The following is a 16,712-nucleotide window of genomic DNA, read 5'->3' as shown; positions in this document are numbered from 1 at the left end:
TCGGCATTCTCCTTGTTCCAGATCAATCGCTGCGTTTTCAAAATGCGCAAGAATATCAACATTGGCCGCTGGGCCGGTGCCAGGCGTTTGGGCTGTCGAAGACAATTTGAAGTCCGGTTGACCAGGTCTTTGAGGCGCCGACTAAGCGCTTCCGCCCATCGTGGTCTTGAAGTCGAAAGCGTAATCCAGTCTCTCTGCAATCGAAAGAGCATGTCATGTTGAAAGATCTCACGCTTATCGTGGATGCACGCACAAAAGAGGCCGGCTCCTACGCACTCTCTTTGGCCAAACTGATCGATGCGCATCTGACATTGTTTCTCGTTGATGTCGAAACCGCACTTGCCACATATTCCATGGCGGAATTGCGGTACGATTTGATTCTTGCTGAACGCGAAGAGCGACGCGAAGCGATCGTGACGACCGTCACCCGCCTGCAATCGCAGGGCAAGGCACAGGGGCTCTCAGTCGATGCCCTACATCTTGAGGAGAGCAACGAGGCCGAGATCGGGAGACTCAATCGAACGTTGCGTCTCTTCGATCTGATCATCATCGAGCAGGCTTACGGAGAACAGATCGGAGAGCGCGCCCGCATGATCGAGGCTGCAATTTTTGAGGCTGCGCGGCCCGTTCTTCTCGTGCCTAATATTCAAACCACCCCGCCAAGCCTCAAGACTATACTCGTCGCTTGGGATGGCAGTGCGCCGGCCGCAAGGGCCCTCGACGACGCTTTACCATTGCTCGTCAGGGCCAACCACGTCGAGATCGTCGAGGTGGTTACAAAATCGTCCGTGCCGTGCGACGAGGCGACGTTGATGCGGCATTTGGCGCGTCATGGGGTCGATGCCGTCTTTAGGCAGACGCCGAGCACAGGCGACATCGGCAATACCCTTCTATCCCATGCGGCCGATGTCGGTGCTGATCTTCTCGTGATGGGGGCCTATGGTCACTCCCGTCTGCGCGAGGCATTCTTGGGCGGTGCGACGCGCACCATTCTGGAATGCATGACAATCCCTGTGCTGATGTCGCGCTGAGGCCGTACAGTTTCCCAATGGTCTCATGAGCGTGTATCGCTTGGGGCCCTTTGGCGGAGAGGAGGAGATAGGTGACGGCGCCAATCCAAATCATCGAGAACCGAACTTTCGACGAGATCGAAATCGGGGATACAGCGAAGCTTCAGCGCGTCCTGCGCCCACAAGATATCGAAACGTTCACTGTCGCGTCGAGAGACGTCAATTCCGACCATTCCGATCTGATTTGCGCGAAAGACGACAGTTTTCACCATATTGTCACGCAAGGCGTCTGGGGCGCTTCTTTGATCTCAACGCTGCTCGGCACAAAGCTGCCCGGGCCCGGTACGATCTATGCTGGGCAATCGCTCGAGTTTCGCCAACCGGTCGCGGTCGGCGATACGATCACCGCCAATGTCAGGGTGACGGAAAAGCGACCGCAGAATAGGCATGTGGTCCTGACTTGCGAATGCACAAACCAACATGGCGAGGTCGTTATCGCCGGTACGCTTGACGTTGTCGCGCTGGCTGAGAAAGTACGACAACCTTGTCATGTGCTGGCGGAGGTGGACCGACAAGAGCCTGGCCGGAAACTTCGGCTTCTGATCGAGCGCGCAGGCAAACTTCCGCCGATCCGGACCGCAATCGTTCATCCTTGCGATGAATTGTCGCTTGCCGGAGCGCTCGATGCCCGCGATGCCGGATTGATCACTCCCTTATTGATCGGACCACGCGCAAAGATTGAAGGGGCTGCGACGACGGCCGGCCGCGATCTCGACGGCATCGAGATCGTCGAAGTGCCGCACAGCCACGCCGCTGCGAGCGAGGCGGCAAAGCTCGCTCGGGACGGCAAGGTCCAGGCCCTCATGAAAGGCGCGCTCCACACGGATGAATTGATGGCGGCGGTCGTCACCCACGACGCCGGCCTTTGCACCGATCGCCGCATGAGCCATGTCTTCGTCATCGACGTGCCGCGTTATCCGAAGCCGCTCTTTGTCACAGACGCGGCGGTGAATATCTCTCCGACGCTTGAGGACAAGCGCGATATTGTTCAGAACGCGATTGACCTATGCAGGGCACTTGAGGTCGTCCCCCCAAAGGTCGCAATCCTTGCTGCGGTCGAGACGGTCTCCGCGAAGATGCGCTCGACACTTGACGCCGCCGCTCTCTGCAAGATGGCCCAGCGCGGTCAGATTGAAGGGGGCATTCTCGACGGCCCCCTCGCCCTTGACAATGCGATATCCATGGCCGCAGCGAGGACGAAGCATATTGTCTCGGATGTTGCCGGAAATGCCGATATCCTGGTGGCGCCAGACCTTGAAGCGGGCAACATGCTGACCAAGGAACTCATTTATCTCGCGGGAGCGGAGGCCGCAGGCTTGGTTCTGGGCGCGCGGGTCCCTATCGTGCTCACGAGCCGCTCCGACAGCGCGCTCTCGCGCATCGCGTCATGCGCGCTGATGCGGCTCTTCGTCCATAGCCGCGAGATTAACCGACCTTGAAATCTGCCTTCCTGATCCTCAATGCTGGTTCATCCAGTCTCAAATTCGCGCTTTACGAAGCCGAAACGCTAGATCCTCTCCTGAGGGGAGAGGTGGCAAATCTTCGCCGAGGGACGCGGCTCCGCTTAGCTCCTCAATCGGCGGTCGACCATATTGATTGGGGACAGCCGCCTGAGAACGGGGGCCACGAGGAGGTAATCGCCTGGCTCGAGAACAAATGGCAAGGGCTCGCGGCTGTCGAGATCGTCGCGTCTGGCCATCGTATTGTTCATGGCGGGCGCGATTTCTCGGCGCCCATCCGGCTTGGCGAAGACGTTCTCACGAAGCTCGACCGTCTCTCGCCTCTCGCACCGGCGCACGAACCACATAATCTTGCAGGGATCCGCGCTCTCGCACGGGCGTGGCCCGGATTGCCGCAGGTCGGCTGCTTCGATACGGCTTTTCACCGGAGCCAGCCGCATATTGCACAGATCTTCGGCATCCCACGAGAGCTCACCGATGCAGGCATGCTGCGCTATGGCTTTCACGGGCTCTCCTATGAATATATTGCCGGCGTGCTGCCACAGAAAATGGGCGCTCGTGGCGAAGGACGCATCATCGTCGCCCATCTTGGCAATGGGGCGAGCCTTTGCGGCTTAAGGGAGCGGCGCAGCGTCGCAACGACAATGGGCTACACCGCCATGGACGGCCTGGTCATGTCGACACGTTGCGGCGCCATCGACCCCGGCCTCGTGCTCGCGCTCGTGCGGGAAAGGGGCTACGACGCGACCGCCGACCTGCTGAACAATCGCTCGGGGCTGCTTGGAGTCTCTGGCCTCAGCGGCGACATCCGTGAACTCGAGGCGAGCGAGAACCCGTGTGCCAAGGAGGCGCTCGATCTCTTCGTCTATCGGGTACTGCGCGAGGCCGGTTCGTTGATCGCGGTGTTGGGCGGCTTTGATGCCTTTGTTTTTACAGGGGGGATAGGTGAGCATTCATCTTATTTGCGGCAACGGATCAGCGACGGGCTTGCTTGGACCGGCGCGCGGGTCGATCCAAAACGCAATGCGGCGGGTGAGGCGCGCATCCATGTGGACGGTTCGCCCGTCGAGCTTCATGTCATCGCCACGAACGAAGAGCTGCCGATCGCGCGCGCAGTGCGCGCGCTCATTGGCTGAAGGGCCAGATGGGGAAATAGCTTGTTATACCAACGGTCATGAGGGCTGACCGATGTGAGCCCACTGGCGTGTTCCGAACGTCCCTATTGGCATGAGGGAGAGCAAGACCAGCGCCCACGCCGCGGGCGGGATAGATCGCGCCAAACAGATAGGCGTTTTCATAGCGCTGGTCGGCGGGTTGCGGGGGCGAGTGCCGCACCTGGCCCATTGGCGCACGAGGCCGTTCTTCTGACCGATCCGGGCCTCATCCTGGAACCGGATCTCGATCGGCGTATCCTTCGGCAGACCCGCCAGGTGAGCTTTCAGCGTATTCGGGAAGTTTTTTTGAAAGCCTCGACGGTCCGCCCATCTGGCGCAGGATGGTGCGGCCGTGCGCTGATATGAGAAAAGCTGAGCCTCTTCAGAAGCGTTCCGACGTAACGCTCATGGAACGCGACGCCGAACTTTTCAGCACTGACGCGCTGAAGATCGATGCGGCGCCAACGTACGGCGCCATCTTTTTCACGATCTGGACCGGCCTCGACGATCTGTGCGAACTCGCGAGTTGCGCCACTGAAAGGCGCGGGGTTGGGCCTGTAGTCCAATTGTCGAGAGTCCGTCAGGCCCCGCGGCATTCAACCGATACACCCAGTCACGCAGTGTCTGCCGATCCATGCCGCCGCTCTTGGCCGCCGCTTCACGGTTCATACCGTCGCGCACTGCTGCCAAAGACAATAAGCGTCGGCTCTGATCGACGTCCTTGGTGCGGTGCGCAAGCGCGCGCAACTCCTCCGCTGAATAGCCGTCCCGTAGCTTCACTGCCGCTGCCATCGCGCGACTCCTCGCAACTTCAATGAGTCAGAAAATCCGCATCTTGGGAATCCCCTAAGAGTCAGCCATCAACGCCCTTGGTATAATTCGTCCCGCCCGTATTGATTTGAATCAATGTAAGAAAAATCTCGGGCGTTATTAATCTTGATGAGTGTCCGAGCAATTGGAGGCAAAGTTGTGGCCTGGATCGTTCGAATTCTATTGTTACTTGCAGGTATGATCGCCGCGCTATTCGTTGCCAGAGATGCCGTCAATTTTCCCATAATCCAGGCGGTGTCCGGCATGCTGCTTTTCGTCGCCCTTGTCGCCGCTATTGCTCTATGGCCACGCCAAAAAGAACACTAACCGTTGATGCGGACGGCGAAATGGATGCGCCCGCGGTTAAATGTCGACAAGCAAAGGTACCGCTTTGCGAAGCTTACGTTTCGCGAGTAATTGGCGATCGCTCAAATTGCCAGCGAGGGGTAACAGAACGCGGTGGTGCGGCACTCTATGGGGCGACCGACTCCTTGTTTCAATGGAGTCAAATGCAGCGTGCCGAATTGGCCTTGGAGGTTCTATGATACTCACCATTCCATCAGCGGCTTGGATAGTGGTCTGTGACGGCCAGAAAGCACTTTTCCTACGCAATGACGGTGATGCGGTGTTTCCAGCTCTTAGGATGGATCACGTGACCCTCGCACCGCGAAATAAACGGTCTGCGGAGCAGGGCACCGATCGGCCTGGCCGGCTGCGGAATTACGAAGGACCGATCAGCGCTGTGGCGGAGACCGATTGGCATGCTCAATTTGCGATCCATTTCGCCGAACGCATCGCTCGGGAGATCGAGGAACTGCAAGACGACGGTCGTCCGCATCCGATAATTCTGGTGGCACCGCCCAAAATGTTGGCCACGTTACGGGCTCATCTGAATGATGCGACAAGGGCCCATATCATAAGTGAGATTGGCAAGGACTTGACGAAACATCCCATTGATGAAATCGAGAAGCTGCTCATTGAGCATTGATATTTTTCCATAGATCATTCCCGACCGACCTTGTCATGTCGCGTTGAAAGCATCAAAGCGGCCCTGCTGCGACAAAACCGTGGCCGCGCTATGCTTGCGATCGTTATGGAAGCGCTTATCTGACCCCATGCGCGATATCCTCAACTGTGTCCTTCAATCATTTACGACCGTCTGAGGCCGAATAAAAGCGGGTCTCCAAGGTGGTCGTTGAGCTTGGATTCAAGAGGGTACAGATTGCGATGGATCAAACGATTGATGCTCTCTACTTGGTATATTTGTAAATAAAAAGCAATAAAAGCGAGAGAGGGCAGGAATAGGTGGCCGATTATATGACGAGAGAGATCGCGATGCCATTTGACGGCGTAATCGACGCGGTGAGCGATGCTCTTGCAACGAAAGGCTTCGAAATTATCGCGTCGATTGATGTTCAAGCCTTGATGAAGAACAGAGTCGGTGCCGTCATCAAGCCCCATACGGTTCTTTTCGCATGCAATCCGCATCTGGTATGGCGCGCACTGCAAATTGAAGGCAAAGTAGGGCCTCTGCTCCCGATAAATGTCATCGTGCGCGAGAAGCAGGGTGAGTACATCGAAATCGCAATCGCAGATCCGGTCTCCAATGAATGCGATATCGACGACATTCGGCTGCGGAATGTCGCCACCGGTGTTCGCAGACTTCTTGAGGAAGTCCTGAATCAATTGTGTCCCGAGGAAACGCCTCACACCTAGGAGGCGCCATGCGCATAGACGGCGAGAGCATCTCGAGCCACCGGCGAGCTACGAACTTCACCATATCCTCATGATGCGGTGGGACACCTGCGACGTCATGTGTGGCCTTTCGCCACCATTTTTCGGTCAGGAGGAAATTCTCGTACCAAAGCCGGAAGGGAAGTTGTTGCCATGCGTCTCCCCGAAATCGACTGTCCTAAAGCGGTGTCCCGGACTGGCGCTCCGCCACCGGCCGCATCGCTTCGCCGGATGGCCGCGTCCAGTCTAGCTACATATCAAATGCGAGCTCGAATCGCTTGCCGGGAGCGGCGCCAAGATGCGTGGCTCAATCGAAATAGGCTAGCCAGAGCGCAATCGGCGACAATCCTCCGGTTACGCGCGCCAAGGCGGCGGCCGTCGTCCGATCAAAATCGCGAAAGGCTTCGCTGAGCGGGGAGGCATGGCCGATCGTACGGGCCCTCGGCGGAACGACCGGACTGGAGGCGATGTTGATCGCATTGCCGGGAAGTCGCGCGGTGCCCGTCTGGTCGTTCATGTCAGTCTCATTTCAGCATCTTGTTACGGGCTGGTTTCGCTTTGCGGTGGCTGCGTCCTTGATCCTCAGCCCGCCATTTGCTTATTTCAGCGAGTTCAGCATCTGGCCGCGTCACGCGGATCTCGCGTCGCCCCTGATAGATGCGACCGCTGTCGCCATCGATGGAAATCCAATCGCCGCCGGAAATCGTTGTACTTGCAAGGTGGGCGCGATCTGCCGCCACGTCGATCGTCATGCTGTTGCAGCCGACGATGCACGGCTTTCCCAACTGGCGCGCCACGAGCGCGGCGTGAGCGGTGCGGGCGCCGACCGCGGTCACGATCCCCGCAGCGGCGGCAAAGCCCGCGACGTCCGTGGTACTTGTATCGTGGCGTACCAAAATCGCCGGCTCACCGCAGGCGGTCAATCGTCGGGCGCTCTCGGAGTCAAATGCGGCGCGGCCAATCGCGATGCCGCCAGATGCGCCGATCCCGGTTATCAGCGGATCTCCGGTTACGACCAACTCGGTCTCAGACAGGGCGCCGAGATCGATTCCGTCAAGTCGCTTTAGCGCTTCATGAGGGGCGAGGAGTTTCTCGCGCACGAAGTCGATGGCGATCCGCAGCGCCGCGCGCGGCGTCCGCTTTGCAGATCGCGTCTGAAGAATCCAAAGTTTTCCGTCTTCGATGGTAAACTCGATATCCTGGACGTCACCGAATTCCCGCTCAAGTTGCTTGAGAACATCGTCGAGTTCGGTCGCGATTGCGGGTAGTAAACGAGCGATGGTCTCTTCGGTGTCAGGTGTGCTCCGGCCCGAGACGACGTCCTCGCCCTGGGCATCGAGGACAAGGTCAATCATGGGGCATGGCAGCCCGGTGGATGGATCGCGCGAGAACGCGACGCCGGCTCCGGACGTAAGTCCGCCATTGCCGAATACCATGGCCTGAACCGTGACCGCGGTGCCAAGGAGATCGTCGAGCTTCTGGAGGCGACGATAGGTTTGCGCCCGCTCGCTCGTCCATGATCGATAGACTGCCCTCGCCGCGCCGTCGAGTTGCGCCATCGCGTCCTCGAGCCAGCCATCATCCAGGTCTTCGATCAGCGCCTGTTCGTCGGTGGCCAGACGTTCAAGCGCCTCGCTATCAAGTTCGCGAAGGCCGGCGGCAGATTCACTGGCGGTCAGCTCGGCAAGGCGCTCTGCAAAAGGCGCAGGATCGAAGCCCAATACCGTCTCCGTGTAGCTCTCGAGAAAACGCCGCCGGCAGTCCCACGCCAGCCGGGGGCGGCCGGTGGTCCGGATCAGACCATGCACGGCATCCGAGGTACAGCCGACGTCGAGTACCGTATCGAGCATGCCCGGCATCGATCGTGCAGCCCCCGAGCGCACCGACACCAGCAGTGGGTGCCGGCGGTCGCCGAAGTGCTTTCCGGTCGCGCGTTCCAGGAACTCGATGCCTTCCTTCAATCCGTCGCGCAGGTGCCGCTCCGCGCGAGCGTCGTTGTCGATGAGGGCGGCGCACAGCTTGACCGGAAGCACGAAGGCCGGCGGCACGGGTAACCCGAGGGCCGCCATCCGCGCTAGATTGGCGGCCTTGGCACCGATTGCGTCAGCGGAATGCCGCTCCGTCGCTCCGTCGCCGATACGCACGATATGCATCGGTTGGTCCTTCCTAGGCTGATAAATTTGTCATGACGTGGCGCCGCAGCAGATGGCCGAATCCAGCGAGCCGGTCGGTTGCGCGCTCGATAGCGCGGGCGAGTTCAAGGACCGAGAGCGACATGGCTACGTCGCTGCCGCCGGCGAACACTCGTGAAGTGACATTGCGCTCGCACGAATCCGCAGCGTGCTCGGCCTCAGTGAGACGAACGACGGCGGCCAGTGCGTCCTCAGCCTCGATGCGGCGTCCCTCCGGAACATCGGCTGCGGCAGCGATGCCCGAGGCTGCGGCTTCGGCACCGGATACAGCAACCTTGCACAACTCGACAAGTGCCAGCAGCAGCTCTGAATCGATTCCGGGCGGCACCAGCGAGGCGATGAAGGCGGCCTGTTCCAACTCATCAATGGCTTCTTCGACGCGGTCCATCAGTTGCTCGATGATCGGGGGAGCGCTGAGGCGCGTCACTTCGTTGCGGGCTTCAATCGCGATTCGATCGGCTTTTTGCTCGATGCGGCTGGCACGGGCTGCAAGGAGCTTACCGTCAGCCGGGCGGCCGGCCTGTAGGGCGGAGATATGGTGGACGAGGGCGGTGGCGATGTCGTGAGCCAATCCCGCCTGTCGCACGACGATCGCAAGCAGCGCGCTGTCGACACGCTCCAGATGCCTGACCAGATCGGCTTCGATTTGGTCGCGGACCAGCCGAACGGATCGCCCCGCGCTTAGCCCCTCGGTCGAGGCGCGCAGCGCGGTCTTGAGGAAATCAACCGCGGTGGCGCGCCCAAGTGCCTGATCCAGACGCTCACCGAAACCTATCCGCGTCGGCGCCGCATTTCGCACGGCGGCGCCGATCAGTTCGTCGCCGCCAAGTTCCAGGAACGCCCGATGTCCGATCCGTTGTCGCGCGGCCCAGCCGAGAATGCCAACCGCGTCATTTTTGGAAACCCAGTTGCGCAGCAGTTTCCGCGCTTTGTTCCAGTCGATCAAAAACACCAGTGCTGCGCCGATGGCGGCGAGGAACGCATCGCGTTCTTTGGCGGTTGCTGGCCGATATTGCCCGGTTACGAGATAGAAGTTTCCATCCTCGCCGAGGCCGTCAGCCGAGTGACGATCGAGACCGCTCCATTTGGCGGGGAATTCCTCAAACAGGCCGACAAAGAATTTGGCGCGCGCCCGGTGCACGTCGGTGTAGGTGACGGTGACCGCACCGTCTTTGACTGTGATCACCACTACATGAGCATCGGTGGTCCCGATATCGTTCTGAATCGCCAACCGGTCGCCAGATCGCGTCGCCATTGTATCAAGACCCGGATGATCGAATTTTAGTCCTCGGGTCTCCTTGAGCCCCAGCATAAAGCTTTCCACAGATCGATGGTCCTCCGGCCGCAAGCCGAAGACGTGGGCGCCTGCGACGGTCTCTTCGGCGCAACCTGCTGCGAGCCGATTAAGCACCTTGTGCAGATCCATCACCAGACGATGTAAACTGTCGACCTCATTTTCTGCCACCGCGGTCAGCTTGGCGATCCGAGATGCCTCGATTTCATTCGAAGCTTCCAGCAAACCTGAAGTCTGTATTGCTGAAAGGCGTGCACTCATGGCTTCACCCGTCGGCGGTTCGCCAGCCTTCACGGCACGAATCATCGCCGCGACATCGTCAAGGATATCCTTCATCAATTTGGCGAGGTTGGGCGCGGCGATGCGCCCTTCGGCGACAACGTGCGCTCCATCGATCAGTGCTGCGATCAGTGCTGGCTCAATTCCGGCCGCGCGGCATTCAACCTGCAAGTCTGAACCTGGATGGTCTGGCTGCCCGGCGTGATGGGCAGCCGCTTGCAGTGCGCTCATGCGGACCTTGATGCAGTCGTTGGCCGCGAGTGCCGCTGCAATGAGGGACGGTAACAGAATGTCTGCTTGACCGAGTTGTTCGACAATTCGAGACTTCATGGATCACCGACTAAAGTTCGATGAGGCCTCTATGCCTCGCATTCGCGACGATCCTATTGCGCTAGATCATTCATCAAACTGTCGTATTTCGTTGGCGATAGTGGTTTTGCAGTTTTCCTTCCATCACTCCTGCGACATTGGTTCAGGGCCGCAGGACCTTAGACACTCAGGCCGAGGCACAAGGGCGCCCAACCTCGATCAAGGAAAGCCGGTTAAACCTCCTTCTTTCAATCTGCGCAATATTCGGTTTTCGCCTTTGATTGAACGACGGTTTCTCGCGGCCGTTCGTGCGCGCTAAGGAATAAGTAAAGAATCTATCAGTCTGGAATCAGGCTCGGGGATGGGCATTATGCCTTTTACCACGGCCGCGATCGCCAACTCACGCCACCGCGGAAGGACACTCTTGCGAACAAAAACAAGGCCGTGAGGCAAGGCGTCGGCAATTTCGGCGGCAACCGGCAGACCGCCACGCAGGAAGGCGACCACAACAGTGCCGTTGAACCGATATGGCGCGAGCTCTCTTGCCAATCGACGTCCAGCCTCCGTTCGATTCTGAAAAATCATCCTGATACGTCATTTGATCTTGATCCGCTCGTGACTGACAATTGCTTTTATTGCGTTTCAACGATCACAGTGGCCTTCGATCAATGTTAGGCATTGATCAGCATCAAATCCCATATGCGACGTCTCTCGACCTAGCGAGATTTGATAAGAATCAACGTCGATATCCATGTCTTCTTGTTTGATGGCCTTCAAAGTGCGGATAGGAGGACGCGATGGTTGGAATTAAATTGAATGCGGAACAGATTCAGACAGCGCCGCCAGAGGTTCGGCGGTGGCTTGATCAGCAAATTGGCTCCTCAACCATGTTGCCGGAGTCCACGGCATCAGATCGCTCAGAAAAGGCGCATTTGGTTGCCTGCACGCCGCAGGATGTGGTGGCAATCTACGAGGCGGTTCAACATATACCTCCCGTGGTGAATGTGTATTTCGAGCTAGGTCGCGAGGGCGAGGGCGTGGAATTCAACGGCCTCGGAGCGTTCCGGCTCACCGATATCGTGCGTCATGCTCGATTGGCCGACCTTTTGCAGCTTGATATTTGTCTGCAAATACTGAATCGGGCACTGCGGGAACATCGTCGTGACGCAAATGCCACGCTCTATTTCATGAGCGCAGCGGAGTATTGCGTCGTTGCTGCCGCGACCCGACAGAGCATCAGTGGCCTTTGGAACGAGATGGTATCGTTGCAGCAGCTTCAGGCCCTCGCTGGTACCATGGAGCCGAGTCACGATCCCGACCAAGCCGCATTCTTCCCATTCGCTGAGGAGTCAGGGCGTGTTCCGGCATCCTCAATGCATATGGGAAACGCCTACCCCATCAAGCCATAACCGGAAAAGACTATTGCGAAGGGCATCATAATAGTCGGTCGCGCCGCATTCTTGAAGGCTTGATAGGTGAGTCCCTGCGTCGCGGTGAATCGCCAGGGATCGGGGGGCCCCGTCTGGCGTTGGCTTGCAGCTTGAAACGAATCGTATCGCGCTCCCGACAATCATGTCGACGATCAAGAGAATGCGTGACGCTGGCGAGCATGCATTTCAGGACCACTCAGGCGCGTCGCAAATTTCCTGAGCGGCTCAAAAGGAGATGGGAACTTTAACCTTATTGCCGGGCAAGCAGTTCGCGATAGAGCCGTCGAACTCACGTTGATTCTGTTGAGACGGAATTATGAATTACAATGTCATTTCTGGCGCAGGGGGTTGTGCGGGGTTCACCTCCGCTATCTCGGTCATCGTTGCCTCTGTCAGGAGCAATGTACTGGCGACAGACACAGCGTTCTCGAGCGCGACGCGCACAACCTTGGTCGGGTCGATGATGCCCGCCTCAACCAAATCGACATATTGTTTGCGGCTGGCATCGAAGCCATAGTTTCCATTGCCTTCCAGCATCTTCGCCACAACAACCCCACCGTCGACGGCCGAATTCTCCGCGATCTGGCGTACAGGGGCTTCGAGCGCTCGCCTCAGGATTTGCACACCGGTTCGCTCGTCTCCGTCCCGAAGTTTTTCCTCGTCGGCGACTGGACCGACACAGCGCAACAGCGCCAACCCGCCGCCAGGTACGATCCCCTCAGCCACGGCAGCTTTCGTCGCGTTAATCGCGTCATCGAGCGCTTCTTTCTTCGACTTCATCTCAGCTTCCGTCGGAGCACCAACTTTGACCACGGCAATGCCGCCAGCAAGCTTCGCCAGCCGCTCCTGCAGCTTCGAGCGATCATAGTCACTATCCGAATTCTTGATCTCGCTATGGAGTTGCTCGATACGCGCTTTGATCATCTTGCTGTCGCCACCGCCGCCAACTATGGTCGTGTCGTCTTTGTTGGAAACGATCCTCTTGGCATGGCCGAGCTGTTCGATGGTTATATTTTCCAGCTTCATGCCGAGTTCTTCCGATATCACCTGCGCACCCGTCATGATCGCAATATCCTGAAGCATGGCTTTACGCCGGTCTCCAAAGCCAGGCGCCTTGACCGCGCAATTCTTTAAAATGCCGCGGATATGATTGACGATGAGGGTGGCCAGCGCGTCGCCCTCCACGTCTTCGGCAATGACGAGCAGCGGCTGGCCTGATTTGGCGACCGCATCGAGGAGCTTTATGAGATCATTGAGGGACGCGATCTTGCGGTCGGCGATCAGAACCAACGTATCCTCGAACACGACCTCCATTTTCTCAGCATCGGTCACAAAGTAAGGAGAAAGAAAGCCGCGGTCGAACTGCATCCCTTCGACAACGTCGAGAGTCGTGGCTGTCGTTTTGGATTCCTCGACGGTGATGACGCCTTCATCGCCGACCTTCTCTATCGCTGCACCAATCAACTCGCCGATAACGATGTCGTTGTGCGCGGAGATTGCCGCGACCTGCTCCTTTTCGCGACGGGTCTGCACCGTTTTTGAGATCGCTTTTAATGCCTCGACCGCGCGCTTTGCGGCATGATCGAGACCACGTTTGATATCGATAGCGCTGGCGCCAGCCACGACGTTGCGCACGCCATCGGCATAAATCGCATGAGCGAGAATGGTCGAGGTCGTGGTGCCGTCGCCAACCATCTCCCCGGTCTTCTCTGCGGCCTGCCGTAGCATACGCGCGCCGAGATTTTCTTCCGGATCCTTGAGGTCGAACTCTTTGGCGATCGTAACACCATCGTTGCAAATGACCGGCGCCCCCCATTTCTTTTCGATCAGTACCGACTTCGAACGTGGCCCGAGTGTCACACGGACGGCATCGACCAGCTTGGTTGCGCCCCGCAGTATCTTCTGCCGCGCTTCCGAACCAAACAGAACTTGTTTATGCGTCATTGATTTAATCTCCGACCGGCCATCTCAATAGCACATCAAAGGGTCGAAATCCTTGATGTCGGTCAACCCGTCAACGATCCTAGCGCGGCTCACTCGCGCCAGCTCGCACCTCCTCCGGCAGTGTCAATCCCTCCGCTGGCCGGTAAACCGCAACAGCATGACAAAGAGGTTGATGAAATCGAGATAGAGCGTCAAAGCGCCCATGACCGCCCTTTTCGACAGCGCCTCATCACAATCGCTTTGAATATAGATCTCATTGATCCGCTGGGTATCATAAGCGGTCAGGCGGCTGAACAGTGCGATTCCGACAAGCGAGATTGCGAATTCCAGGATTGTTGAGGCGAAGAAAGGATTGACGGCACTTGCCAGCATGACGCTGATCAGAATCATGAAAAAGAATGAGCCGAACCGCGTCAGGTCGCGACCGGCGGCGCCAGCATGACGACCCAGATCAGGGGCGTTCCGGCAATTTGCTGATTAAATCCAGCCCGTACAGCAGCATAACCCGTACCACAGCTCACGGCGAGAGCGCCGGTCATGAAATTGTAGATCTTAAGCATGTAAGAGCGCTGGCCGAGATCAAACTCACCGCCGATGAAAGACCTTGTTTGGTGATCAGGGTGCCTCGGACTGTAGGTGATGGTCGTGCTCCACTCTCGCAAAGTCTTAGCGACATCCGGCCATGATCGCGGGATACCAGGATTGATGCGAATCAAGATCTTGCCAAGCGTTTCGCCCAAATCCAGAAGGATCATGAGACGCAAATGTTCTTGGCGAGTTCCCTGAGCCAGACCTCAGCGTGGCCGTCTGAGGGGACTCCCCAGTCGCCGCGCGGCGACAGCGAGCCGCCGGAGGTAAATTCGGCGGGGTTCGCGAATGAGTCAGTCCGAATTGCTCTGGCCCGTCGGTTTTCCACTACCGTGCTGCTTGTCCGAGCGATTTGATGCTCTTAAGCCATTTCTCATGATCGGTGGTCTCCACCATCCCAATGATCGTCTCGCGGACCGGGCGAATGCCAACGAGTTCCAGAACATTGCGCTTCAGGCTCGTCACGCTGTGCTTGAAAAAGAACCAACGATAGACGAACGCCGGCATGCCCATTGTCACGATCAGACGCGCCGATTTTCCTTTCAACGGGCCTGCGGTCGGGTAGGACGAGCCGGGCGCGAACGCAAAGTCCGGTCGCGCAACCTGTTCTAGAAAAGCCTTCAGATAGGCGGGCACGTCGCCGAGCCAGAGTGGATAGATGATGACCAGATGATCGGCCCACTTGATCGCATCCTGCGCTTCCTTGAGCTGCGGCGGCAGTGTCCCATGGACCCATTCGTCCTGCGATCTCAGGACAGGAATGTCCAGCTTGGCAATGGCGATGACTCGCGCCTCGTGCCCGGATTTCCGAGCACCCTCGGCATAAGCGGCCGCCGCGGCATGGCAAAACCGTTTTTCGTTCGGGTCCGGATGACCATCGACAATCAGGATGTGCATGGCCCGTCGCACTCCTCGCCTATGCCGCTCGGCCGACGGCTGCAGGCGCCGGTAGGAATGGAATACGATCCTCTTTGCAGAGCGCTCGCACCGCGAGCCGCGCCGTCAGAAGACCCGATGGCAAGCCGCCGCCGGGCATGATCCATTGCCCTGCCATCAAAAACCGCCGCAGGCCGGGCAGTGTATTGCGTAGCGGCTTGAACCCCATCCCGGGTGTCAGCAGCCATCCTTCCATGCTGCCCTGCCAGTTGCCCGTGTAACGAATGACGGTTGCCGGGGTTGAGACGTCGGTCGTCTCGATGGCTTTGCGGAAATCGGGCACCATCTTTTCAACGATCGCGACGACCGCTTCTGAGACTCTGCGCTTTTCCGCCTGGTAGCGGACCGGATCGTTGCGCTGCAGATCGGCCCAGAAGGAGAAATTGCGTGTCGGGAGAAAGCAGGTCACAGCCGTTTTGCCGGCGGGCGCAAAGGTTGGGTCGAAGTGAAAGAAGCGCAAGGACAAGGTGGATAGCGTGGTTTCGGGATCGACTGCCAGCGGCGCGTCGAGCACGCGCGTCACAAAGCCGGGCTGTGCGGAAAGATCGCGCGCCACCCCGAAGGACACCTGCAGATAGGATGCAAAGGGCGTTAGCGTGCGGAAAGTCATTTCCGCGAACTCGTCGACATAGGCGCCGTCGAGCAACTCATAGATCGTAGCGTGGGCATCGGCAGCAGAGATGACCCAGTCAGCCTTCAAGATCTCGCCGCCAGCCAGCTGCACACCGACTGCAGCGCCCTGTTCCACTAGAATCTTCTCGACCTTGGCGCCCAGTCTCAAGTGGCCGCCCAACTCATTCAGTTTTTCGCGGAGCGGCCGTATAATCGCTTGCGAACCACCGACCACATAAGCACCGTTGCCTTCGTTCATCCAGGCAAGGGCAAAGAGCAGGGCCAGCATCGAAAGCTGCGCCCCTTCGCCGGAGCTGAAGTAGTCTCTCAGCAGCCTGTTGTGGAAGCGTTCGCCGTAGTCCCCGATGCTGAGGCGCGACCACCCGCGCAGCAGCCGCATGTAAGGCAACAACCGCATGAGCGCCACTCCTTTGCCGGGCCAAGACTCACTTGGATCGGGCAACGGGAAATCGCCGAGCCGCCGAATCGTCGCGATCAGGTGTCGAATTTCCGCTGCATCCTCCGGAGCCTGATGCAGCAGCTCAGCTTCCAGCCGGTCGACGTTTGAGTAAATGCGCAAGCGCTCGCCGTGCTCGGTCTCCACCCGCGCAAACTCTTCGGGATGAAAGAAGCTCAGCCTCTCGACGTCGAACACCTCCCGCCATTGCGCATTTAGCGCTCCTTTGGGCTTGGCGCCCGTAAACCAATGCAGACAGGTTTCGAACGTATAATCTCCCCGTCGCCAGCTCGTCGCCAAGCCGCCGGCGCTGTCGTGCTGCTCGACGACTTCAACCTCATAGCCGCATTTCCGCGCATAAACCGCCGTGCAAAGCCCTGCGATACCGGCGCCGATGACGACAACTCGTGGTGAAGACATGCACGTCTCCCATGGTCGATTTC

13 protein-coding genes and 3 pseudogenes are annotated in these 16,712 nt (G+C 58.5%); 7 read left to right on the top strand and 9 right to left on the bottom strand.

Features of this window, described 5'->3' with window-relative positions; all coding sequences use genetic code 11:
• Positions 1-215: 215 nt before the first annotated feature.
• From V9T28_RS18255 to V9T28_RS18245, 3 genes are all read left to right on the top strand, one after another.
• Positions 216-1,031 carry a universal stress protein gene (locus tag V9T28_RS18255; RefSeq protein ID WP_116402165.1) on the top strand — a complete coding sequence of 272 codons (816 nt, stop codon included), beginning with the start codon at positions 216-218 and terminating at the stop codon, positions 1,029-1,031.
• A gap of 71 nt (positions 1,032-1,102) precedes the next feature.
• Entirely contained in the window at positions 1,103-2,509 is a 1,407-nt protein-coding gene (locus tag V9T28_RS18250; protein WP_245424200.1) for a bifunctional enoyl-CoA hydratase/phosphate acetyltransferase, read from the top strand.
• Complete coding sequence (locus V9T28_RS18245) at positions 2,506-3,666, top strand: acetate/propionate family kinase (protein ID WP_116402164.1); 1,161 nt, start codon at positions 2,506-2,508, stop codon at positions 3,664-3,666. The genes V9T28_RS18250 and V9T28_RS18245 overlap by 4 nt, the downstream gene beginning before the upstream one ends.
• Positions 3,667-3,760: 94 nt before the next feature.
• On the opposite strand, the pseudogene V9T28_RS18240 reads toward V9T28_RS18245, so the two are convergent.
• Positions 3,761-4,476 (bottom strand): annotated as a pseudogene (locus V9T28_RS18240) (IS630 family transposase); the annotation flags it as partial.
• Between the two features lie 177 nt (positions 4,477-4,653).
• Here V9T28_RS18240 and V9T28_RS18235 point away from each other — a divergent pair.
• The 3 genes from V9T28_RS18235 (at position 4,654) to V9T28_RS18225 (ending at position 6,210) form a co-directional block, all read left to right on the top strand.
• A complete protein-coding gene (locus tag V9T28_RS18235; protein ID WP_199500225.1) occupies positions 4,654-4,821 on the top strand; it encodes a hypothetical protein in 168 nt (55 codons plus the stop codon).
• A 214-nt stretch (positions 4,822-5,035) separates the two neighbouring features.
• Positions 5,036-5,482, top strand: coding sequence for a host attachment protein (locus V9T28_RS18230; RefSeq protein WP_158554873.1), 447 nt, complete (start codon positions 5,036-5,038; stop codon positions 5,480-5,482).
• Between the two features lie 329 nt (positions 5,483-5,811).
• Positions 5,812-6,210: a DUF302 domain-containing protein gene (locus tag V9T28_RS18225; protein WP_147306494.1), complete on the top strand. Its 399-nt coding sequence runs from the start codon at positions 5,812-5,814 to the stop codon at positions 6,208-6,210.
• 64 nt (positions 6,211-6,274) lie between these two features.
• Here the strand turns inward: V9T28_RS18225 and V9T28_RS23385 are convergent.
• From V9T28_RS23385 to V9T28_RS18210, 4 genes and pseudogenes are all read right to left on the bottom strand, one after another.
• A pseudogene (locus tag V9T28_RS23385) lies at positions 6,275-6,346 on the bottom strand (hypothetical protein); the annotation flags it as partial.
• Positions 6,347-6,535: 189 nt separating this feature from the next.
• Complete coding sequence (locus tag V9T28_RS18220) at positions 6,536-6,745, bottom strand: poly-beta-hydroxybutyrate polymerase N-terminal domain-containing protein (protein ID WP_116402158.1); 210 nt, start codon at positions 6,743-6,745, stop codon at positions 6,536-6,538.
• Between the two features lie 7 nt (positions 6,746-6,752).
• Positions 6,753-8,381: a PEP/pyruvate-binding domain-containing protein gene (locus tag V9T28_RS18215; RefSeq protein WP_116402157.1), complete on the bottom strand. Its 1,629-nt coding sequence runs from the start codon at positions 8,379-8,381 to the stop codon at positions 6,753-6,755.
• A gap of 13 nt (positions 8,382-8,394) precedes the next feature.
• Positions 8,395-10,323, bottom strand: a complete 1,929-nt coding sequence (locus V9T28_RS18210) for a hypothetical protein (protein WP_116402156.1) — start codon at positions 10,321-10,323, stop codon at positions 8,395-8,397.
• Positions 10,324-11,099: 776 nt separating this feature from the next.
• Between V9T28_RS18210 and V9T28_RS18205 the strand changes: the two genes are divergently transcribed.
• Positions 11,100-11,711 (top strand): hypothetical protein, encoded by a 612-nt coding sequence (locus V9T28_RS18205; RefSeq protein WP_116402154.1) that lies wholly within the window; start codon positions 11,100-11,102, stop codon positions 11,709-11,711.
• 342 nt (positions 11,712-12,053) lie between these two features.
• Here V9T28_RS18205 and groL read toward each other — a convergent pair whose 3' ends face one another.
• The 4 genes and pseudogenes from groL to V9T28_RS18180 all read right to left on the bottom strand — a co-directional run bounded on the left by groL (position 12,054) and on the right by V9T28_RS18180 (position 16,689).
• Positions 12,054-13,676: a chaperonin GroEL gene (gene groL / locus V9T28_RS18200; RefSeq protein WP_116402153.1), complete on the bottom strand. Its 1,623-nt coding sequence runs from the start codon at positions 13,674-13,676 to the stop codon at positions 12,054-12,056.
• A 123-nt stretch (positions 13,677-13,799) separates the two neighbouring features.
• Positions 13,800-14,236 (bottom strand): annotated as a pseudogene (locus V9T28_RS23380) (Bax inhibitor-1/YccA family protein).
• 355 nt (positions 14,237-14,591) lie between these two features.
• Positions 14,592-15,161 carry an NAD(P)H-dependent oxidoreductase gene (locus V9T28_RS18185; RefSeq protein ID WP_116402150.1) on the bottom strand — a complete coding sequence of 190 codons (570 nt, stop codon included), beginning with the start codon at positions 15,159-15,161 and terminating at the stop codon, positions 14,592-14,594.
• A 19-nt stretch (positions 15,162-15,180) separates the two neighbouring features.
• Positions 15,181-16,689: a phytoene desaturase family protein gene (locus V9T28_RS18180; RefSeq protein WP_116402149.1), complete on the bottom strand. Its 1,509-nt coding sequence runs from the start codon at positions 16,687-16,689 to the stop codon at positions 15,181-15,183.
• Between the last annotated feature and the right edge of the window lie 23 nt (positions 16,690-16,712).

The organism is Methylovirgula sp. 4M-Z18, from assembly GCF_037890675.1.
GTDB lineage: Bacteria > Pseudomonadota > Alphaproteobacteria > Rhizobiales > Beijerinckiaceae > 4M-Z18.
This window is presented reverse-complemented; position numbering and strand designations above follow the sequence as displayed.